Consider the following 21,222-nt stretch of genomic DNA (forward strand, 5'->3'; position numbering starts at 1 on the left):
ACCTATCATGCGTCTCAAACTTGCTGTCGCTACCCTAGCCTTGCTGTCTCTTCCTGTTGGCTCGGCAATGGCCGACACGTTTTGGCGTAACGTCATCTCATCCGGTGCGACCACCGGTTCCACCTACCTGACCTTCAAGGATCACAAGCTGATCGTCGCCGCCCAGGACGACGCCGGCAGTTTCGTCGCCAGTGATGGCGGTATCCGCGGCCCTTACCTGGAAGCGGCGATGCAGAAAGTGCGTGCCGACAACCCAGGCCTGCAAGCCACCGACATGGAACTGGCCAACGCGATCCTGGCGAAAAACGCCGTCGCCCAGGACTGATTCCAGGCCCATGAAAAATGCCGCTCGATTGAGCGGCATTTTTTTATCTGTAAATATTCCAACGCTGTACTCCGTTCCCTGTGGGAGCGGGCTTGCTCGCTCCCACATGAAATCCGGGTTACTCGCCGATAGCGGCCTTGTAGCCCGCCGCATCAAGCAGCTTGGCCAAGTCAGCGTTGGCGTCGGAAGGCTTGAGCTTGAAAATCCAGGCGCCATACGGATCAGAGTTCAGCAGCTCCGGCGAGTCACCCAGCTCTTCGTTGACCGCGATCACTTCACCAGCAATCGGCGCGTAGATATCGGAAGCCGCTTTTACCGACTCCACCACACCGGCCTGGTCCCCCGCGGCAAAAACATTGCCGACCTCTGTCAGTTCGACAAAAACCACATCACCCAAGGCTTCCTGCGCGTGGTCGCTGATGCCCACGGTGACGGTACCGTCAGCTTCCAGGCGAGCCCACTCATGGCTTTCGGCAAAACGCAGTTCGGCAGGGATATCGCTCATATTCTGTGTCCTCAAGAGAAAGTGTCAGCGGCCAGCGGCCCGCCGTAAAAGGTTAGATCAGGGTTTTACCATGGCGGACGAAGGTCGGTTTGACCACCCGTACCGGATACCATTTACCACGAATTTCTACCTCGGCACGGTCGGCGGTGGCCATCGGAACACGTGCCAGGGCGATCGACTTGCTAAGCGTAGGAGAAAAACTACCACTGGTGATCTCTCCTTCGCCAACATTGGCGATGCGAACCACCTGATGGGCGCGTAAAACGCCGCGCTCCTCCAGCACCAACCCAACCAATTTGTGCTGCACACCGCCGGCAAGTTCGGCTTCCAGTGCACTGCGCCCGATAAACTGGCGGCTCGCCGGTTCCCAGGCAATGCTCCAGGCCATGTTCGAGGCCAATGGGGAAACGTCCTGGTGGATGTCCTGGCCGTAGAGGTTCATGCCGGCCTCCAGGCGCAGGGTATCGCGAGCGCCGAGACCGATGGGAGAGATGCCAGCGCCTACCAGATCGTTGAAAAAACTCGGGGCTTCGTGGGCGGGCAGGACAATTTCCAACCCGTCCTCACCGGTGTAGCCGGTACGGGCGATGAACCAGTCACCGTCGGCACGACCTTCGAAGGGCTTGAGTTGCTGGATCAACTGACCGCGCGATTGCGTGACCAGCTCAGCGATTTTGTGCCGGGCCTGGGGGCCCTGGATCGCCAGCATCGCCAATTCGGCGCGCTCATGCAGTTGCACGTCGTACTCGCCGAGTTGCGCCTGCATCCAGGCCAGGTCCTGATCACGGGTCGAGGCGTTGAATACCAGCCGATAACCGTCCTCGACCCGGTAGATGATCATGTCGTCGACGATGCCGCCGCGCTCATTGAGCATGGTGCTGTACAAGGCACGTCCTGTGTCCTGCAAGCGATCGACATCATTGGCCAGCAAGCGCTGCAACCAGACTTTGGCCTGGGGACCGGCCACGTCGATCACGGTCATGTGGGATACATCGAACACACCGCAGTCGCGACGCACCTGATGGTGCTCTTCGACTTGCGAGCCGTAATGCAAAGGCATATCCCAACCGCCAAAATCGACCATCTTCGCGCCTAGGGCGAGATGAAGGTCATACAGAGGCGTACGCTGTCCCATGGGTTTCTCCTTCCGGGCTTGGCGAAGGTGCGGACGGGCACTGCACAGCGCGAACACCTGGAAAAAGGCGCTTTCAGCCGCTCTCAGTTACCCGGTCCGACAGACGGACCGCACCGAATGCCGCGCATTGTAGCCGCATGATGTAGGACTGACACCTAACTGTTTTGATGGGCGGAACGTCGTATCAATCCGATGACCGGCAAGAGTCCCACCAACACCAGAGTCAGCGCCGGCAAGGCGGCCCGGGCCCACTCCCCTTCGCTGGTCATTTCGAAGATCCGCACCGCCAGCGTATCCCAGCCGAACGGGCGCATCAGCAGGGTTGCGGGCATTTCCTTGAGTACGTCGACGAACACCAGCAACGCCGCGCTCAAGGTGCCGGGCAACAGCAACGGCAGATACACTTTGAAAAACAGTCGTGGCCCACTGACCCCAAGACTGCGTGCCGCTTCGGGCAGCGACGGGCGGATGCGTGCCAGGCTGCTTTCCAACGGACCGTAGGCCACCGCCAGGAAACGCACCAGATACGCCAGTAACAGCGCCGACAGGCTGCCCAGCAACAAGGGTTTGCCCGCGCCACCGAGCAAGGTTGACAGCGGGATGACCAGCTCGCGGTCCAGATAGCTGAACGCAAGCATGATCGACACCGCCAGCACCGAACCGGGCAAGGCATAACCCAGGTTCGCCAGGGCGACGCCGGTGCGAATGGGACGGGTTGGCGCCAAACGCCGGGCAAAAGCCAGCAGCAAGGCCACGCAAACGGTGAGCAGCGCCGCCAGACCACCGAGGTAGAGGGTATGGACGATCAGCCCGCCATAACGCTCGTCCAGATCAAAGCGACCGCGCTGCCAGAACCACACCAGCAACTGCAGCATCGGGATGACAAAGGCGCAGGCAAACACCAAAAAGCACCAGCCACTGGCCGCCACGGCCTTGACGCCTCGCAAGTGATAAAGCGCCTTGATCCGGGGTCGTTCGTTGCTGGCTCGGTGGGCGCCGCGGGCCCGGCGTTCGCCATAGAGCACCAGCATCACCGCCAGCAACAGCAGGCTGGCCAATTGGGCTGCACTGGAGAGGCTGAAGAAGCCGTACCAGGTCTTGTAGATGGCGGTGGTGAAGGTGTCGAAGTTGAACACCGACACTGCGCCGAAATCCGCCAGGGTCTCCATCAGCGCCAACGCCACCCCCGCACCGATGGCCGGCCGGGCCATCGGCAGCGCTACTCGCCAGAACGCCTGCCATGGTGTCTGCCCGAGCACCCGGGCCGCTTCCATCAACCCCTTGCCCTGGGCCAGGAATGCACTGCGCGCCAGCAGATAGACATAAGGGTAAAAGACCAGCACCAGCACCAGGATCACTCCGCCGGTGGAGCGGACCCGGGGCAGGCGCAGGCCGCTGCCGAACCCTTCACGCAGCAGCGTTTGCACCGGGCCGGCGAAATCCAGCAGGCCGACGAAGACAAACGCCAGCACGTACGCGGGAATCGCAAACGGCAGCATCAATGCCCAGTCGAGCCAACGTCGACCGGGGAACTCACACAGACTGGTGAGCCAGGCAAGACTGACGCCCAGCAACGTCACACCAACGCCCACGCCAAGAATCAGCGTCAGGGTATTGCCCAACAAGCGGGGCATTTGCGTATCCCACAGGTGGGACCAGATCTGCTGGTCGATGCTCTGCCAGGACAGCAACAGGACACTCAAGGGCAGCAGGACCAACGCGGCGATGGCGAAGACCAGGGGGTACCAGCGGCGTTGGACGGTGTGGGTCAAGGGAAAGCCTCGAGGCAGTCATCAAACGCGTATTAAACCGCAAAAAAAAGATCGCAGCCTGCGCCAGCTCCTACATTGGAACACGATCCCATGCAGGAGCTGACGCAGGCTGCGATCTTTGAGGCTTTTTAATTCCAGCCAGCGCGATCCATCAAGCGAATAGCTTCAGCCTGGCGTTTACCCGCCACTTCCACCGGCAAGGTATCAGCCTTGAACTTGCCCCAGGCCGCCACTTCCTTGGATGGCTCCACCTTCGGGTTGGCTGGGAACTCCTGGTTCACGTCGGCGAAGATGTTCTGGGCTTCAGGCGTGGTCATCCACTCCACCAATTTCTTCGCGGCTTCCGGATGCGGTGCGTACTTGGTCAGGCCGATGCCCGAGAGGTTGATGTGCACACCACGGTCAGCCTGGTTCGGCCAGAACAATTTGACCTTCAGGTCCGGCTTCTGCTGGTGCAGGCGGCCGTAGTAGTAGGTGTTGACGATGCCGACATCGCACTGCCCGGCATTGATCGCCTCGAGCAGCGCAGTGTCGTCGGAGAACACATCGGTGGAGAGGTTCTTGACCCAGCCCTTGATGATTTCCTCGGTTTTTTCCGCACCGTGGGTTTCGATCAGGGTCGCGGTCAAGGACTGGTTGTAGACCTTCTTCGAGGTGCGCAGGCACAGGCGACCTTCCCATTCCTTGCCGGCCAGGGCCTCGTAGGTGGTCAGCTCACCCGGTTTGACCCGGTCGGGGGAATAGACAATGGTCCGCGCCCGCAGGCTCAAACCGGTCCAGGCGTGGGAAGCAGCGCGATATTGGGAGGGGATGTTGGCGTCGATCACCGGGGAGGAGAATGGCTGGAGAATGCCCATCTGCTCGGCTTGCCAGAGGTTGCCGGCGTCGACGGTAAGCAGCAGGTCGGCGGTGGCGTTCTCGCCTTCGGCCTTGATCCGCTGCATCAGCGGCGCCTCCTTGTCGGTGATGAACTTCACCGATACACCGGTTTTCTTGGTGTAGGCATCGAAAACCGGCTTGATCAGTTCATCGATGCGCGAGGAGTAGACCACCACCTCGTCGGCGGCCTGGGCGGCAGTAGCGCCGATCAGGGACAAGGCGAGGACGGACAGCAGACGCTTGGATGCCAACATGGGAGCAGTCTCTCGATTGTGAACGAGCGCAAATGATAAGGACTCACATTTGGCACCACAATCGAACAGTTGCCAGACACATTTCCAAATGTTGCAGCTAGGAGATGTGCTGTGTTTTTGTGCTCGCGATGAGGCCTTTGGCCCCGACAAAAATCTAGGCCTTGGCCAAATCCGGTAAATCCCCCGTCAACCCCAGCGCCTCGCGCACGAACAGCGCCTTGGCCTCGGGCAGGCTGTCCACCAATTTCAGCCCAGTGTTACGCAACCAACGCAACGGCAACGGATCGGCCTGGAACAGCCGCTCGAAACCTTCCATCGCCGCCATCAACGCCAGGTTATGGGGCATGCGGCGGCGCTCGTAGCGGCTCAACACCTTCACGTCCGCCAGTCGCTCGCCGCGCCCGGCCGCCTGCAACAGCACTTCGGCCAGCACCGCGGCGTCGAGGAACCCCAGGTTCACCCCTTGTCCAGCCAGCGGGTGAATGGTGTGGGCGGCATCACCGATCAACGCCAGCCCTTCGGCCACGTAGCGCTTGGCATGACGCTGGCGCAGCGGCACGCACAGGCGTGGGTCGGCGCTCAGGACCGTGCCAAGCTGGCCTTCGAAGGCCCGCTCCAGCTCACTGCAGAACTCAGTGTCATCGAGCGCCATCAGGCGCTGCGCCTCGCCAGGGGTAGTGGACCAGACGATCGAGCACCAATCGTGCTGGCCGTCGCGCGCAAGCGGCAGGAACGCCAGCGGACCGTTGTCGGTAAAGCGCTGCCAGGCCGTCGTGCGATGGGGCTTGGCGCTGCGCACACTGGTGACAATGGCGTGATGCAGATAATCCCACTCTCGCGTCGCCACGCCCGTCAGGCGGCGCACAGCGGAATTCGCGCCATCGGCGGCGATGACCAGCGGCGCGCGCAAGGTGCGGCCGTCAGCCAGGGTCAGCAGCCAGTCATCGCCGGAACGGCGCATTTGCTCCAGCCGTGCGTTGGCCAGCAGGCCCAGGTCGCAGTCATGCAAACGGTCCAGTAAAGCGTCTTGCACGACGCGGTTCTCGACAATGTGCCCGAGCACCTCGGCGTGCAGGCTGGCCGCCGAAAAGTGGATGTGCCCGGTGCCACTGCCGTCCCAGACGTGCATGTCGCTATAGGGGCTCGCACGTCGGGCCGTAATGCCGTCCCAGACACCCAGGCGATCGAGGATCCGCTGGCTCGCTGTCGACAAGGCGCTGACCCGCGGCTCGAACGCGGCCTGGGGATCGAAAGGTTTGACGCTCATCGGGCTGCCGTCGAGCAGCAGCACTTGCAGGCCACTGCCCTGCAACGCCAGCGCCAGGGCGCTGCCGACCATGCCGGCACCGACGATCAACAGATCTGCACGCAATTCCATGCTCTAAGCCTGTTTTGCGGGCGGCATTGGCCGCCCATGAAAAGAAATAACGGCCCCTGCCTTAAGCATCGGGTCGCGTTCCAAGGCCCATGGCCTGGCGGGCGAACCAGCGCTTGGCCGGCGGCAGCAGGTCGAGGCCCAGCAGGCCGAGGTTACGCCCCAGGGACACCAGCGGCAGGTTACTGCTGAACAGACGCGTGACCTGGTCGGAAAAACCGACGGTCAGGGTCTGATCCATTCGCTGGCGCTCGCGATAGGCTTGCAACACGGCGAAATCACCCGGCTCGCTGTCGCTGTCGAGCAAGGCATCGGCCAGGGCCTGGGCGTCGCGCAGGGACAGGTTGAACCCCTGTCCGGCAATCGGATGCAGGCTATGGGCGGCATTGCCCAGGATCGCCAGGTGCGGGCGTACCTGTTCTTCGGCCTCCACCAGCGCCAACGGATACAGGTGTCGCGCGCCAACCTGCTTCAACGTGCCCAGGCGATAACCGAACACGCCCTGCAATTCGCTGAGAAAACTGCGCTCATCGAGGGCCGCCAGCCGTTGCGCGTCCATGCCCTGTCGGGTCCAGACCAGCGCACAACGATTTTCCGGCAACGGTAACAAAGCCATCGGCCCGTCATCGGTGAAGCGTTCGAAGGCCATGCCGTTGTGGGCTTCGCTGGGTGTGATGTTGGCGATCAATGCGCTCTGGTCATAAGGCCGATTGCGCACGCCGACGCCCAATTGCTCCCGCAGGCCTGAACGGCCACCGTCAGCCAACACGGCCAGGTCGCATTCCAGGGTGGTTTCGTCGTCGAGGGTCAGGCGATAACCACCAACCAGTGGCTCCATCCGGGTGACCTGCGCCGGGCAGCGCCAACTGACCACTTCGGTGTCCAGGCCTTGCCACAGGCACTGGCCGAGCCAGGCGTTTTCCACCACATAGCCCAGCGCCGGCACACCCTCTTCCATGGCCGACAAGCGCGCCGTGGAGAACCGTCCGCGATCGGAGACGTGAATCTGTTTGATCGGCTCGGCGCGACGGGAAATTTCCTGCCAGACACCCAACCGTTGATAAATCTGCCGGGCCCCGTAGGACAACGCCGAAGAGCGGGCGTCGTAGCTCGGCTGCCAGGCATTGCCCGGGGCAAAGGGCTCGATCAGCATGATCTTCCAGCCCCGGGCCTTGGCACCGGCCTGCAGGGCCAGCGCCAGGCTCGCGCCGACCAGGCCGCCGCCGATGATCGCCAGATTGACCCGGCTCATGCTGCTTGCGTCCGTGCGGCGGCCATCAAGGCCTCGATGTCAGCGACCGTTTTGGGGACGCCTTGGCTCAGGATTTCACAACCGGTCTTGGTCACTACCACGTCATCCTCGATACGCACGCCGATGCCGCGCCATTTTTTCGCGACGCTGCGGTTATTCGGGCTGATGTAGATGCCCGGCTCCACGGTCAGCGTCATGCCGACTTCCAGTACCCGCCACTCGCCACCGACCCGGTATTCGCCCACGTCGTGTACGTCCATGCCCAGCCAGTGGCCGGCGCGGTGCATGTAGAACGCCCGGTAGGCTTCGCTGGCGATCAACTCATCCACCTCGCCTTCCAACAGCCCAAGTCGCACCAGGCCCTCGGTAATGACCCGCACCGTCGCTTCATGGGCCTGGTTCCAATGTTTGTCCGGCGCGATCTCGGCAAACGCGGCCTCCTGGGCCGCCAGCACCACTTCGTAGATCGCTTTCTGCTCAGGCGAATACTTGCCGTTGACCGGCCAGGTACGGGTGATATCACTGGCGTAGCAATCGATTTCACAACCGGCGTCGATCAACACCAGGTCTCCGTCCTTGAGCGGCGCGTCGTTCTGCTGGTAATGCAGGATGCAGCTGTTACGCCCCGCCGCGACGATCGAGCCATAGGCCGGCATCTTCGCCCCGCCCTTGCGGAACTCATAGTCGAGCTCGGCTTCCAGGCTGTATTCATGCAACCCCGCACGCGCCGCCTGCATCGCCCGGATGTGCGCCTGGGCGGAAATCCGCGCCGCTTCGCGCATCACTTTTACTTCTGCCGCCGATTTATACAGGCGCATGTCGTGCAGCAAGTGATCCAGGGCAACGAATTCGTTCGGCGGCTGGGCGCCGAGGTGGGCCTTGGAACGAATCACGTTGATCCACTCCATCAGGTGCCGATCGAATTCCGGATTGCTGCCCATGGCCGAATACACCCGGTCGCGGCCTTCGATCAGGCCCGGCAGGATGTCGTCGATGTCCGTGATGGGAAATGCGTCGTCGGCGCCGTAGTCACGCATCGCCCCTTCCTGGCCGGCGCGCAGGCCATCCCACAACTCACGTTCGGCGTTGCGCTCACGACAAAAGAGGATGTACTCGCCATGGGCGCGGCCAGGCATCAGCACCAGTACCGCTTGCGGTTCGGGAAAGCCGCTGAGGTACTGGAAGTCGCTGTCCTGGCGGTAGATGTGCTCGACGTCGCGGTTGCGGATCGCAACGGCGGCGGCGGGCAGGATTGCGATGCTGTTGGGCTCCATCTGCGCCATCAGGGCCTTGCGGCGACGGCTGTATTCCGATTTCGGGATATGAATCATGGGCAGACGGTGTTCCCTCTAAAAAATTAATGCAAGGACGGCTTGGCCGCCGCTGCATCGGTTTTCTTGGTCTCGGTGAACAATAGCAATGGTGCGACCCGCAGGTACTCCATCACTTCCATGTAGTCGCTTTCGCCGTCATCGGACTCTTCCAGGGCGTCCTGGACCTGAGAGATCGCCGCCAGGTCTTGCAACACTTCCTTGGCCTCGTCGCTCAACGCGTATTCGCGGCGGGTCAAGCCGAAGCCGGCGAGGAAACCCTGGCACCATTGGCCCAACGCAGCGGCGCGGTCAGCCAACGGCGCATCGTCGGTGGGCAGCAGCAGGACGACGGTCATGTCGTCGCTGGTAAGCTCGCCCTTGACCATCTCTTGCAGGCCGATCAAGGCATTACGAACGTTGTCTTGTGGTTCGCCTTCCAGCAACTCGGCGGCGTCGGCCAACCAGCCGTCGGCATCGAAGCCGGCGCCGGCGCAACTGCGACCGAGCAGCAGGCCGTGCAGTTCGGCAGGCGAGACAGGATGACCGCTGGTGCTCAGCAGGGTGGCGAATGCTTGATACGGGGAATTCTGAATGGGCATGGGCAGCTAGGCGCCAGACGGCGCTATGTCTAGAATGGAGGCCTTGTATCCTACATCGACAGACTCGCCAAGACCATTAAAGGCTGTGCGACCCCTATCCCCATCAGACACATTCTTCAGTGGACACAATGGAAGACACCGACCTGCAAGCGCTGATGGCCAGACTCGAATTGCTAATTGACCGGGTCGAGCAACTTAAGAGCCAAAACGGACTCCTATTAGCTCAGGAAAAGACCTGGCGCGAGGAACGCGCGCACCTCATTGAAAAAAACGAAATCGCCCGGCGTAAGGTCGAATCGATGATTTCGCGCCTCAAGGCCCTGGAGCAAGACTCATGAGTTCAAGCAATAGCGTTACCGTGCAGATCCTCGACAAAGAATATTCGATCATCTGCCCCCAGGAAGAGCGTAGCAACCTGGTGAGTGCCGCCCGTTACCTGGACGGCAAGATGCGCGAGATCCGCAGCAGCGGCAAAGTCATCGGCGCCGACCGCATTGCCGTGATGGCAGCCTTGAACATTACCCACGACCTGCTCCATCGCCAGGATACGCCTGACCTGCAGGTCAGCGGCTCGACCCGTGAGCAGGTACGGGACCTGCTCGATCGGGTGGATCTGGTGCTGGCCACCGATCCGGACGTCAGCAAGGGCTGATTCGCGAGGCTGCCTGGGGTATACTCGCCTCACTCCCTGGGGTGCTTGCCAGTTGGTGATGTCCCTGAGCCGATACGCACAACCACGGGGGTTGCACGTTGGGGCCGGTGTGCATGTCCGCTTGACGGAAAGCCTTAACGCCCCCTGCAACTTCCACCTTGAACTTTCGGGTTCAAGGGCTAAGCCGACAGCGGTTCATCCGGGGAGCCTGATTTCAAACAATGCCAGTCCAAGTGGACTGGCATTGTTGTTTGCGCCGTCGACATTTCTGAAGGCCCTGTTTTGCGGTTACGCTGTGCTCCGTCACCGACTCCGTGAAGCATCGATATGACCGAACCCGCGCTGCTGCCCCGCCCGCAACTTCGACGCCTGCTGCGCCAGGCCCGTCGCGCCCTGACACCCGCCCAGCAACGGCAAGCCGCCCACGGGCTCTACAAGCAATTGGCCCAGCATCCGCTGTTTCGTCGCGCCCGCCACATCGCCCTGTATCTGCCCAACGATGGCGAGATCGACCCGCGCCTGCTACTGCGCGCCGCCCAGCGCCGGGGCAAGGCCACTTATCTGCCGGTGCTCAGTCCATGGCCCCGGACCAAGATGGTTTTTCAACGCATCCAACCTGGCGAAAAAATGCAGCCCAACCGTTTTCGTATCCCTGAACCACGCAAGAACATCGCCCGGCAGCGCAAGGTCTGGACATTGGATCTGGTGTTATTGCCGCTGGTGGGGTTTGACGATGCGGGGGGCCGACTGGGCATGGGCGGCGGCTTCTATGACCGCAGCCTGGCCTATCTGGCGCGACGCAAGCAATGGCGCAAGCCAACGCTGCTGGGGCTGGCCCATGAATGTCAGAAGGTCGAACGATTGGCGCAGGCAAGCTGGGACGTACCGCTGCAGGGAACGGTCAGCGACAGGCATTGGTATCTGGTGCAATAGACGCCGCGAGAATCAGCGGCGCCTGGAAGACAGGTTCAGCGTTTGATCGATGGCGCGGGTTGGATGATGTCCACCGGCGCGTCGGTCTTGTTGGCCCACAAGCTTTGAGCGTAACCCGTGGTCACGACCCCCAGGCCGAACAGAATGACCAGGATCCACAGCAAATCCGGTTTGCGTTTCATCGATTGCCCCCCTCAAGGCACATCACACACGATGACAGCAGCGGTTTTCTTATTGGCCGTGCAGCAGCGTCAAGCTTGGAAGGCCGGCATTTTGCGGCAACCTGCTCTGACACGCAAACTCTGGCGTCAACCGACTGTCGGTTTGTCATAAAATCGCTGAACTTTTTTTCTCAACACCGCCCAGGAGTAGAAATCATGGCCTATTGGTTGATGAAGTCCGAGCCCGACGAGTTGTCCATCCGAGGCCTGGAAAAGCTCGGCCAGGCGCGCTGGGACGGGGTGCGCAACTACCAGGCGCGCAATTTCCTGCGGACCATGGCGGTGGGCGACTCATTCTTTTTCTACCACTCCAGTTGCCCGGAGCCAGGTATCGCCGGCATCGGACAGATCGTGCGAGCGGCCTACCCTGATCCAACGGCACTGGAACCTGACAGTCATTACTTCGATCCCAAGGCCAGCCCGGATAAAAACCCCTGGACCGCGATCGACGTAACCCATGTCGAAACCTTCCCCCACGTGCTGAAGCTCGACTATCTCAAGCAGCAGACCGCCCTGGCGGAAATGCCGCTGGTGCAGAAAGGCTCGCGACTGTCGGTGATGCCGGTAACCGCCGAACAGTGGGCGGCGGTGATTGCCTTGCGCTGATCACCCATGAGTTGATGGACATCAAGCTGGACCGGGCACTGATCCAGCAAACTGCAATGCTACAGCCGCAGGATGCCGGACATGTCGACAAACCCTCGTACCTCGCGTTTTTTTGCCCTCGCCCTGCTGGCTGTGTTGCTGGCCGCCGGTGGGTTCGGCTACTGGAAGTCGCTGCATGATCGCTTGCCAGAAGGCCTGAGCATGGGCAACGGGCGCCTTGAGGCCACCGAAGTCCAGATCGCCAGCAAGACGCCCGGACGCCTGGCCGAGGTTCATGTCGATGAAGGCGACAACGTCCTCAAGGGCCAATTGCTGGCGCGCATGGACACCCGCACCCTGGAGGCCCAGCGCAACCAGGCTGAGGCCGAAGTGGTGCGCGCCCGGGAAAACCTCGCCGCCGCCGAGGCCAATGTGCAACTGCGCCAGAGCGAACAATTGCTCGCTCACCAGGAACTCAAACGGAGCCAGGAACTGTTCAAACGCGGTTACGCCAGCGCCCAGGTCATTGACCAGCAGCAAGCCCGCGTCGACACCGCCAACGCTGCGGTTAACGCAGCCCGGGCCCAGGTATCGGCGGCGACGGCCGCCATCGGCGCGACCCAGGCCCAGGTGGCCCAACTGACCAGCGAAATCGACGACAGCAGTTTGCGCGCCCCCCTCGACGGCGTGATCCAGTTGCGTCTGGCCGAACCGGGCGAAGTGCTGGGCGCCGGCGGCCGGGTGCTGCTGATGATCGATCCGAACGACCAATACATGAACCTGTATCTGCCGGCATCCGTGGCCGGGAAACTGGCGGTAGGCGATGAAGCGCGACTGCTACTCGACGCCCTGCCTCAGCGACCGCTGCCGGCCAAGGTCAGCTTCGTCGCGGCCAAATCCCAATTCACCCCCAAGGAAGTCGAGACCCGTGATGAGCGCCAGAAACTGGTGTTCCGCGTCAAAGTGCACCTGACCCAGCCCGGTGAAGTGCCCCAGGCCAAACCCGGCATGCCCGGCGCCGGCTACGTGCGCACCGCCCCCATCGACTGGCCGGCCAACCTGCAATGAGCGCCACCCAGAGCGAAACGGCGCTACAGGCTTCGGGTCTCGAACATCGCTACGGCCAGCATGTGGCCTTGAGCGATATCGCCTTCAGCCTGCCCGCCGGCACTCGCTGCGGTCTGATTGGCCCCGACGGCGCCGGCAAATCGAGCCTCCTGGGGCTGATTGCCGGGGTGAAGAAACTCCAATGCGGTCAATTGCAGGTACTGGGTGCATCGATCGAGGATCGCCACCATCGCAACACCCTCTATCGACGCATTGCGTTCATGCCTCAAGGTCTGGGGGGCAACCTTTACCCTGATTTGTCGATCCGCGAGAACATCCGGTTCTTTGGTACATTGTTCGGGCTCTCGCGGGCCGAATGCGCACAGCGTATGGGCAAGTTGTTGCTGGCGACCGACCTGCAACGTTTTGCCGACCGCCCGGCGGGCAAGCTGTCGGGGGGCATGAAACAAAAGCTCGGCCTGTGCTGTGCACTGATCCATGAACCCGACCTTTTGATTCTCGACGAACCCACCACCGGGGTGGATCCCCTGTCCCGCCGACGCTTCTGGGAACTGATAGAAGACGTACGCCGACAACGACCGCAACTGACCCTGCTGGTCGCCACGGCGTATATGGAAGAAGCCGAACAATTCGAGCATTGCCTGATGCTCGACAACGGGCGCTTGATCGCCAAGGGGTTGAGTGCCGAACTGGCTGCCGTCACACCCGATGGAAAACTCAACTCGGCCTTCACTCATTTCCAGGGCGACAGCGGCCACAACGCCGAGCCGCTGACGATCCCTCCCAGGACCAACGGTACTGCCGACATCGCCATCGAAGCCCATGACCTTACCCTGCGCTTCGGTGACTTCACCGCAGTCGACAAGGTCAGCTTCGCGATCGGTCGCGGTGAGATCTTTGGTTTCCTGGGTTCCAACGGATGCGGCAAGACCACCACCATGAAAGTGCTGACCGGGCTGATGCCCGCCAGCGAAGGCGAGGCCCGCCTGCTGGGCAAGCCGGTGGACGCCAAGGACCTGGCCACCCGCAAACGCGTGGGGTTCATGTCGCAGAGCTTTTCGCTGTATGGGGAGTTGAGCGTACGGCAGAACCTGGCCCTGCACGCCGAGCTGTTCGACCTGCCCAAGGCCCAAAGCGGCGCCCGCATCGAAGAGCTGATCAAGCGCTTCAATCTGCAGGACCTCGCCGACCAACCTTCCGGTGCGTTACCCCTGGGCCTGCGCCAGCGCTTGTCCCTGGCGGTGGCGGTGCTGCATCGCCCGGAAGTGCTGATCCTCGACGAACCGACCTCAGGCGTTGACCCGGCCGCGCGGGATGACTTCTGGCGGCTGCTGATCGAGCTGTCTCGCGAGCAGGGCGTGACGATTTTTCTCTCCACGCACTTCATGAACGAAGCTCAACGCTGCGACCGCATTTCGCTGATGCACGCTGGCAAAGTCCTGGCCTGTGACACACCGGCAGCCCTGCAGGCGCAGTTCAACGGCCAGACCCTGGAAGCGGCGTTCGTCACCTGCCTGGAACAAGCCCAGGGCGAGACGCCACAAGACACCACCCCCGTGGCCCTCGACACCGCCGGCGCCCCCCAGGACCGACACGGCCTCAGCCTTGGTCGACTGTGGGCCGTCGCCAGCCGCGAAGGCAAGGAGCTGCTGCGAGACAAAGTGCGGATGGCGTTCGCCCTGCTCGGCGCGTTGTTCATGATGGTGATCTTCGGCTACGGCATCTCCCTGGACGTGGAAAAACTCGCCTTCGCTGTGTTTGATCAGGATCAGAGCCCGCAAAGTCGCGCTTATCTGGAAGCGTTTCGCAGCTCGCGCTATTTCGACGAGCAGCCGGTCATCCAAGGCGCCAGCGAGTTGCATCGGCGCCTGCAACGTTCGGAAATCAAACTGGCCCTGGAAATACCACCCGGCTTCGGTCGTGACCTGTACGCCGGTCGCCAACCCACCGTCGGCGCCTGGCTCGACGGCGGCATGCCGTTTCGCGCCGAGACCAGTCGCAACTACGTCCAGGCTGTGCATCAAGCCAATCTCGAACAGTTGGTCGAACAGAGCAGCCCGGCGCGAAACCGCCAGGCCGCGGCCAAGCTGGAAACCCGCTTCCGCTACAACCAGGACGTGGTCAGCGTCAACGCCATCGGCCCAGGAGTCATGGCGCTGATCCTGGCATTCATTCCGGCCATGTTGACGGCCTTGGGCATCGTGCGGGAAAAGGAACTGGGTTCGATCACCAACTTCTACGCCACCCCGCTGACCCGCCTGGAGTTCCTCTTGGGCAAACAAGTGCCCTACCTGGCGGTCAGCCTGATCAACCTGGCCCTGCTGACAGCGATGAACCGCTGGCTGTTCGGCGTGCCGTTCAAGGGCAGTGGCCTGACGCTGGCATTGGGCGGCCTGCTCTATGTGCTGGCGACCACCAGCATGGGGTTGCTGATCTCGGCGTTCACTCGCACCCAGATCGCGGCGATTCTCGGCACCATGATCATCACCAGCCTGCCGACAATCCAATTCTCGGGGCTGATCGTGCCGCGCTCATCCCTGGAAGGCGCCGCCTCGGTAATGGGCCAGTTGTTTCCCGCCGGTTATTTCCTGGACATCGCTGTCGGCACTTTCACCAAGGCCCTGGATCTGCGCCAGCTGTGGCCGCAATGCCTGGCGTTATTCGGGTTCTTCCTGGGGTTCACCGGGCTCAGCCTGGTCATGCTGAAAAAGCAGGAGGCCTGATGCATACGCTTTCACATATCTGGCGTCTTGGGCTCAAGGAACTGACCAGCCTGCGCTACGACTCGGTCCTGCTGCTGTTTCTAGGCTATGCCTTTACCGTGGCGATCTACATGCCGGCCGCAGGCTCGGTGATCGGCGTCCACAACGCCAGCGTGGCGATAGTGGATGAAGACCAGAGCCACCTGTCACGCCAACTGGCCCAGGTCCTGCAACCACCGGAGTTCCAGAGCCCGGTGGCGCTGCCCTATGCCGAACTGGACAAGGTCATGGACAGTGGCCGCTACACCTTTGTCATTAACGTGCCCGCCAACTTCCAGGCCGACCTGCTCGCCGGACGCGAACCGGCGCTGCAATTGAACGTCGACGCCACGGCCATGAGCCAGGCATTCATGGGCGCCGGTTACATCGGGCGGATTTTCCAACAGGAACTGCTGACCTACAGCGGCCAGGCGCAAGCGAGCGAACTAACCCCCGTGAAATTGACTACCCGTTCGTTGTTCAACACCAATCTGGAGGGCGGGTGGTTTCTGGCGGTGATCCAGATCGTCAACAACATCACCATCCTGGCCATCATCCTGACGGGCACCGCGCTGCTACGCGAGCGCGAGCACGGGACCCTGGATCACTTGCTGGTACTGCCGCTGACGGCACTGGAGATCATGCTGGCGAAAATCTGGAGCAACATGCTGGTAGTGGTGCTCTGCACCTGGGCGTCGCTGGAAATTATCGTCAAGTTCGCGTTGGGGGTGCCGCTTGCCGGCTCCATGCTTCTCTTTCTGCTGGTGACCGCACTCTACCTGTTCGCCAGCACCGCACTGGGCATCTTTCTCGCCACCCTGGCCCGCTCGACACCGCAGTTCGGGCTACTGTCGATCCCCGTCATTATTCCGATGCTGCTGTTGTCGGGCGGCAGCACGCCGCTGGACAGCATGCCGCAATGGTTGCAATGGGTGATGCAAGGGTCGCCCTCGACCCATTTCGTCAGCCTCAGCGCGGCGATCCTGTTCCGTGACGCAGGCGTTGAGGTGGTATGGCCGGACGTGCTGGCGTTGGCGGCGATCGGGCTCCTGTTCTTTGCCGTCGCCCTGGGGCGGTTTCGCAAAAGCCTGGCGTCGTGATGAAAAAAGCCGCCTTTGACAGCCCCGAGAAAATTGCGGCACTGCCAAAGGCGGCGACTCTGGCGATTTATTGAATGATCAGGTTGTTGAACAACAGATCATCCACCATCGGCTTGCCGGTCTCGTCGTTCATCACCTGCTGGGTCTGCTTCAACGCTTCCTGACGCAGCTTTTCCTTGGCTTCCAGGTTGTTCATCGCCTCGGTAGTCTGCTGGGCAAACAGCGCAACCAACTGGTTGCGAATCAGCGGCTCGTTGGCCTTTACCGCCGCCACGGCAGCATCACCGGTCACGCGCAAGGCCACATCGGCCTTGTAGACCTTCAGCTTGGCTGTACCGTCGAGCCCATAATTGCCGACAAAGGGCGGGCTAAGGGTGATGTAACTGACTTTCGGCGCCTCGCCTTCTTTGGCCTCTTCGGCCATCGCCGCCGCAGGCAACGACAGGGCCAGCATCAACATGATCCACGCTTTCACATTTGACTCCTCATCCGGTTTGCGGCCCAGCATACCGCCCCGCCGTTCAAGCACAAGCTTATGGCCAGCTATCAGGGCAAGGCATGCTCGTTGACCCATCGACTCTCACACCTACACTTATCGGCCATCACTCCCAAAGGAATAGCCCTGATGAAAGCCGTGCTGTGCAAAGAATTCGGCCCCGCCGAATCGCTGGTGCTGGAAGACGTCGCCAGCCCCGTCGCGAAGAAGAACGAAGTGCTGCTGGACGTGCACGCCGCCGGGGTGAACTTCCCTGACACGCTGATCATCGAGGGCAAATATCAATTCAAGCCACCCTTCCCGTTCTCCCCTGGTGGCGAAGCGGCGGGCGTGGTCAGTGCGGTGGGTGAAAATGTCAGCCACCTGAAGGTCGGTGATCGGGTCATGGCGCTGACCGGCTGGGGCAGCTTTGCCGAGCAGGTGGCGGTGCCAGGCTATAACGTGTTGCCAATCCCGGCGTCCATGGACTTCAACACCGCTGCCGCCTTCAGCATGACCTACGGCACCTCGATGCACGCCCTCAAGCAACGGGCCAACTTGCAACCCGGCGAAACCCTGCTGGTGCTCGGCGCATCCGGCGGGGTTGGCCTGGCTGCGGTAGAGATCGGCAAGGCCATGGGCGCCCGGGTCATCGCCGCCGCCAGTAGCACAGAAAAACTCGCCGTGGCCAAGGCCGCTGGCGCCGACGAGTTGATCAACTACAGCGAAACCAGCCTCAAGGATGAAATCAAGCGACTCACCGACGGCCAGGGCGCCGATGTGATCTACGATCCGGTGGGTGGCGACCTGTTCGACCAGGCCATCCGCGCCATCGCCTGGAATGGCCGGCTGCTGGTAGTCGGTTTTGCCAGCGGGCGCATCCCCGAGCTGCCGGTGAACCTCGCCCTGCTCAAGGGCGCCGCCGTAGTGGGCGTGTTCTGGGGCTCCTTCGCCCAACGCCAGCCCCAGGACAACGCCGCCAATTTCCAGCAACTGTTTGGCTGGTTCGCCGAAGGCAAGCTCAAGCCACTGGTGTCGCAGGTGTATCCACTGAGCAATGCCGCCCAGGCGATCAATGACCTGGGGCAGCGCAAGGCGGTGGGGAAGGTGGTTGTGCAGGTGCGTTGAAGCGTCACAGCGGTCCGGGTGCCTGAAGCCGCGGACCGCTATTGGCAAGCACTAGAACAACGCGCGAATCTCCTTCGGCAACATCCTCACATACCGTGACGCAGGAAAACTCCCGCAGTGCTTCGCGATCATGGGCACGTGCCTGTTGAAGCAGGCGATCAAGGCCAGACGCTCGACATCCGACATCTGCTTGACGAAAAACACATTGGACAAGTAGCTGCGCGTGGAACGGAACGGGAGCAAACCTTGCATCCATAGTTAGCCCCAAGTGCATTGATGTCCGAGCACTCCCAGGCCTGGCTCCATTTACTGTCATCCAAAGGCCCGTCATCCAGGCGGAACTCGAACGGCGCCAGGACGTGCGTCTGCTCCCGATGTTCATTGCCCACCGTCCAAGGACTCTTGGGCACCAACAACACACCCATCACCCAACTCGTACCGGACAAGCACAGCAACAGCATCACAACGCACCACCTCATACCTTGACCCCTCACCTGAATGCCAGCGCTGGCAGAAAGGTGAAGGGTAAAGACCGGACCTCATTGGCTAAATGGCGAGACTTCCCGTTTAGTTGAAGGACGTTTCCCACTGTTCTGTCCCGCCACCAAGACATGTGAGCGCGAAAAATCCAGACAAGACAATTCCTACGACGTCATCAGCGTATGCCGGAGCGACGTGTTCATTTAAGAACATTACCCAGGGCTTTTTTCTCTGTTTATCGACCAACAAGCAATGCTATTTTCGGTAACGAAACTGTAACATTCGCATTCGCAGTCATAACAAGAACCTGGAGCCCTTGAATGTTTGCTTTCTTTCGTCCTGCCGCACACCAGGCGTCTCTGCCTGAAGAAAAAATAGACAGCACCTACCGACGCCTTCGCTGGCAGATCTTCGCCGGCATCTTCATTGGCTACGCCGGGTATTACTTGCTGCGCAAGAACTTCTCCCTGGCCATGCCGTACCTGATCGATGAGGGCTATACCCGCGGTCAGCTGGGCCTGGCCATGTCGGCCATCGCCATCGCCTACGGGCTTTCGAAGTTCCTGATGGGCCTGGTGTCCGACCGCTCCAACCCGCGCTACTTCCTGCCATTCGGTTTGCTGGTGTCGGCTGGGGTGATGTTCGTTTTCGGTTTCGCGCCTTGGGCGACGTCCAGCGTGACCATGATGTTCATTCTGCTGTTCATCAACGGCTGGGCCCAGGGCATGGGCTGGCCGCCGAGCGGACGGACCATGGTGCACTGGTGGTCGCAGAAAGAACGCGGCGGCGTTGTCTCGGTGTGGAACGTGGCGCATAACGTCGGCGGCGGCCTGATCGGCCCGCTGTTCCTGCTGGGGATGGGCTGGTTCAACGACTGGCATGCGGCGTTTTATGTACCGGCTGCCGTGGCCCTGCTGGTTGCCCTGTTTGCCTTCGTGACCATGCGCGACACCCCGCAATCGGTAGGCCTGCCGCCCATCGAGAAATACAAGAACGATTACCCGGAAGGCTACGACGCCAGTCACGAGAACGAATTCAGCGCCAAGGAAATCTTCGTCAAATACGTGCTGCGCAACAAAATGCTCTGGTACATCGCCATGGCCAACGTCTTCGTTTACCTGTTGCGCTATGGCGTGCTGGACTGGGCGCCGACCTACCTCAAGGAAGCCAAGGGCTTCACCGTGGATAAAACGTCCTGGGCGTACTTCTTGTACGAATGGGCCGGCATTCCCGGCACGCTGCTGTGCGGCTGGATGTCGGACAAGATCTTCCGTGGCAACCGTGGCCTGACGGGCATGGTATTCATGGCGATGGTGACCGTGGCAACGCTGGTGTACTGGCTGAACCCGGCCGGCAACCCGACCGTCGATATGATTGCCCTGGTTTCCATTGGTTTTCTGATCTACGGCCCGGTGATGCTGATCGGTTTGCAGGCCCTGGAACTGGCGCCGAAGAAAGCCGCCGGCACCGCCGCAGGTTTCACCGGTTTGTTCGGCTACTTGGGTGGTTCAGTGGCGGCCAGTGCCGCCATGGGCTACACCGTGGACCACTTCGGCTGGAACGGTGGCTTTGTGCTGTTGGTGGGAGCTTGCCTGCTGGCGATGGCGTTCCTCGCGCCAACCCTGTGGCACAAGCAAGTCGCCAGTCAGAGCCGCGAAGCGATCGCCTGATCCAACGCCGATTTACAGCGCTTGAGCCGCGCCTCCAGATTCCGGTCTGGCATGGCGTGGCTACGCAGGGCGTGGATGGTCTGCTCGACATAATCGCGGGTGCTGCCGTAACGCCCGCAGGCGCTTTCGAACACCTGGCTCAGCACATGGTCCGGCAAGTTGCCGGCATAGCTGGGCAGGTGCCGTTCCAGCACAAAACCCAGGGCTTGCACCCGGTTGCCATCTTCGAGACGGCAACTGAGCCAATGGGGACGATAGGACGGGAACGGCATCTCGCGCTGCCACAGGGCAAACAGCGAGTCCTCGAGATTCTCCTGCGGCAAGCGATAAGCAAACCCGCTGCACGAACCACCGCGATCCAGACCGAACACCAACCCCGGCAATTCCGGGGTGCCGCGGTGTTCGTGAGACCACAAATACAAACCGCGATGATAGCCATGAACCCGGCTGCGCATCCGCTCCACCGCCGTGCATTCCGGCCGCCAGATCAAGGAACCGTAAGCGAACAGCCAGACCGGACCGCCCTGGTGACGACTCATGGTCGATTGCATCGAGGCAAGCAGTTGTTCACGGGTCAGCTGCGGCCCCAGGTCAAGGCGTGGCGGATACGGTGCACAGGGAATGACGGATTCGATAGCGGTCATGGCCGGTAGCGTGTGGCTCCTCGCGGGGCAGGAAGTTGGATAGCGCGCCGTCAGGGCGCTGACACTTATGGGAATCCACGCAAGTTGGATGCCATGAATGCCGAGGGCGCGGGCAT

Annotated in this window: 21 protein-coding genes and 1 other RNA gene; 11 read left to right on the top strand and 11 right to left on the bottom strand. The window is 61.6% G+C overall.

Translation table 11 applies throughout. The features are described from left to right. Positions 1–4: 4 nt before the first annotated feature. Positions 5–325, top strand: coding sequence for a DUF2388 domain-containing protein (locus ACWNZ1_RS10655; protein ID WP_170846005.1), 321 nt, complete (start codon positions 5–7; stop codon positions 323–325). Between the two features lie 118 nt (positions 326–443). Here ACWNZ1_RS10655 and gcvH read toward each other — a convergent pair whose 3' ends face one another. The 8 genes from gcvH to ACWNZ1_RS10695 all read right to left on the bottom strand — a co-directional run bounded on the left by gcvH (position 444) and on the right by ACWNZ1_RS10695 (position 9,409). Continuing rightward, positions 444–830, bottom strand: coding sequence for a glycine cleavage system protein GcvH (gene gcvH, locus ACWNZ1_RS10660; RefSeq protein WP_256453903.1), 387 nt, complete (start codon positions 828–830; stop codon positions 444–446). A gap of 52 nt (positions 831–882) precedes the next feature. Beyond that, positions 883–1,965, bottom strand: coding sequence for a glycine cleavage system aminomethyltransferase GcvT (gene gcvT / locus ACWNZ1_RS10665; protein WP_135847687.1), 1,083 nt, complete (start codon positions 1,963–1,965; stop codon positions 883–885). 155 nt (positions 1,966–2,120) lie between these two features. Next, positions 2,121–3,737, bottom strand: a complete 1,617-nt coding sequence (locus tag ACWNZ1_RS10670) for an ABC transporter permease (protein WP_135847688.1) — start codon at positions 3,735–3,737, stop codon at positions 2,121–2,123. Positions 3,738–3,865: 128 nt separating this feature from the next. Then, the gene (locus ACWNZ1_RS10675; RefSeq protein ID WP_135847689.1) at positions 3,866–4,870 is read right to left on the bottom strand and encodes an extracellular solute-binding protein; all 1,005 of its coding nucleotides are present in this window, start codon (positions 4,868–4,870) and stop codon (positions 3,866–3,868) included. 154 nt (positions 4,871–5,024) lie between these two features. Continuing rightward, positions 5,025–6,242: a 2-octaprenyl-3-methyl-6-methoxy-1,4-benzoquinol hydroxylase gene (locus tag ACWNZ1_RS10680; protein ID WP_178084344.1), complete on the bottom strand. Its 1,218-nt coding sequence runs from the start codon at positions 6,240–6,242 to the stop codon at positions 5,025–5,027. 67 nt (positions 6,243–6,309) lie between these two features. Next, positions 6,310–7,497, bottom strand: a complete 1,188-nt coding sequence (ubiH, locus tag ACWNZ1_RS10685; RefSeq protein WP_256453904.1) for a 2-octaprenyl-6-methoxyphenyl hydroxylase — start codon at positions 7,495–7,497, stop codon at positions 6,310–6,312. Next, the gene (gene pepP, locus ACWNZ1_RS10690) at positions 7,494–8,828 is read right to left on the bottom strand and encodes a Xaa-Pro aminopeptidase (protein ID WP_135847692.1); all 1,335 of its coding nucleotides are present in this window, start codon (positions 8,826–8,828) and stop codon (positions 7,494–7,496) included. Before pepP ends, ubiH begins: the two co-directional genes overlap by 4 nt. Positions 8,829–8,854: 26 nt before the next feature. After that, entirely contained in the window at positions 8,855–9,409 is a 555-nt protein-coding gene (locus ACWNZ1_RS10695) for a YecA/YgfB family protein (protein ID WP_135847693.1), read from the bottom strand. Positions 9,410–9,537: 128 nt separating this feature from the next. Between ACWNZ1_RS10695 and ACWNZ1_RS10700 the strand changes: the two genes are divergently transcribed. The 4 genes from ACWNZ1_RS10700 to ACWNZ1_RS10715 all read left to right on the top strand — a co-directional run bounded on the left by ACWNZ1_RS10700 (position 9,538) and on the right by ACWNZ1_RS10715 (position 10,994). Then, positions 9,538–9,747 carry a TIGR02449 family protein gene (locus tag ACWNZ1_RS10700; RefSeq protein ID WP_003177365.1) on the top strand — a complete coding sequence of 70 codons (210 nt, stop codon included), beginning with the start codon at positions 9,538–9,540 and terminating at the stop codon, positions 9,745–9,747. Further along, a complete protein-coding gene (locus tag ACWNZ1_RS10705; protein ID WP_003177364.1) occupies positions 9,744–10,061 on the top strand; it encodes a cell division protein ZapA in 318 nt (105 codons plus the stop codon). Before ACWNZ1_RS10700 ends, ACWNZ1_RS10705 begins: the two co-directional genes overlap by 4 nt. 30 nt (positions 10,062–10,091) lie before the next feature. Then, a non-coding RNA gene (gene ssrS / locus ACWNZ1_RS10710) (6S RNA) lies at positions 10,092–10,271 on the top strand. 117 nt (positions 10,272–10,388) lie between these two features. Next, complete coding sequence (locus ACWNZ1_RS10715; RefSeq protein ID WP_135847694.1) at positions 10,389–10,994, top strand: 5-formyltetrahydrofolate cyclo-ligase; 606 nt, start codon at positions 10,389–10,391, stop codon at positions 10,992–10,994. 35 nt (positions 10,995–11,029) lie between these two features. Here the strand turns inward: ACWNZ1_RS10715 and ACWNZ1_RS10720 are convergent, their stop codons facing one another. Beyond that, positions 11,030–11,176, bottom strand: coding sequence for a hypothetical protein (locus tag ACWNZ1_RS10720; RefSeq protein ID WP_178084287.1), 147 nt, complete (start codon positions 11,174–11,176; stop codon positions 11,030–11,032). Positions 11,177–11,371: 195 nt separating this feature from the next. Here ACWNZ1_RS10720 and ACWNZ1_RS10725 point away from each other — a divergent pair, with 195 nt between their 5' ends. The 4 genes from ACWNZ1_RS10725 (at position 11,372) to ACWNZ1_RS10740 (ending at position 16,709) form a co-directional block, all read left to right on the top strand. Continuing rightward, a complete protein-coding gene (locus ACWNZ1_RS10725) occupies positions 11,372–11,821 on the top strand; it encodes an EVE domain-containing protein (protein WP_135847695.1) in 450 nt (149 codons plus the stop codon). A gap of 81 nt (positions 11,822–11,902) precedes the next feature. Next, the gene (locus tag ACWNZ1_RS10730; RefSeq protein ID WP_135847696.1) at positions 11,903–12,868 is read left to right on the top strand and encodes an HlyD family secretion protein; all 966 of its coding nucleotides are present in this window, start codon (positions 11,903–11,905) and stop codon (positions 12,866–12,868) included. After that, positions 12,865–15,591, top strand: a complete 2,727-nt coding sequence (rbbA, locus tag ACWNZ1_RS10735; protein WP_456027628.1) for a ribosome-associated ATPase/putative transporter RbbA — start codon at positions 12,865–12,867, stop codon at positions 15,589–15,591. The genes ACWNZ1_RS10730 and rbbA overlap by 4 nt, the downstream gene beginning before the upstream one ends. Further along, entirely contained in the window at positions 15,591–16,709 is a 1,119-nt protein-coding gene (locus ACWNZ1_RS10740; RefSeq protein WP_135847698.1) for an ABC transporter permease, read from the top strand. The genes rbbA and ACWNZ1_RS10740 overlap by 1 nt, the downstream gene beginning before the upstream one ends. Positions 16,710–16,776: 67 nt before the next feature. Here the strand turns inward: ACWNZ1_RS10740 and ACWNZ1_RS10745 are convergent, their stop codons facing one another. Further along, positions 16,777–17,184 (bottom strand): flagellar basal body-associated protein FliL, encoded by a 408-nt coding sequence (locus ACWNZ1_RS10745; RefSeq protein WP_135847699.1) that lies wholly within the window; start codon positions 17,182–17,184, stop codon positions 16,777–16,779. Positions 17,185–17,334: 150 nt separating this feature from the next. Between ACWNZ1_RS10745 and ACWNZ1_RS10750 the strand changes: the two genes are divergently transcribed. Continuing rightward, positions 17,335–18,312, top strand: a complete 978-nt coding sequence (locus tag ACWNZ1_RS10750) for an NADPH:quinone oxidoreductase family protein (RefSeq protein ID WP_135847700.1) — start codon at positions 17,335–17,337, stop codon at positions 18,310–18,312. 800 nt (positions 18,313–19,112) lie between these two features. Beyond that, positions 19,113–20,462 (top strand): glycerol-3-phosphate transporter, encoded by a 1,350-nt coding sequence (gene glpT, locus ACWNZ1_RS10755; RefSeq protein WP_256453908.1) that lies wholly within the window; start codon positions 19,113–19,115, stop codon positions 20,460–20,462. Here the strand turns inward: glpT and ACWNZ1_RS10760 are convergent. Beyond that, positions 20,438–21,106, bottom strand: a complete 669-nt coding sequence (locus ACWNZ1_RS10760; protein WP_256453909.1) for a gamma-glutamylcyclotransferase — start codon at positions 21,104–21,106, stop codon at positions 20,438–20,440. The genes glpT and ACWNZ1_RS10760 overlap by 25 nt on opposite strands. Between the last annotated feature and the right edge of the window lie 116 nt (positions 21,107–21,222).

The organism is Pseudomonas sp. CFBP 5748, assembly GCF_053850495.1.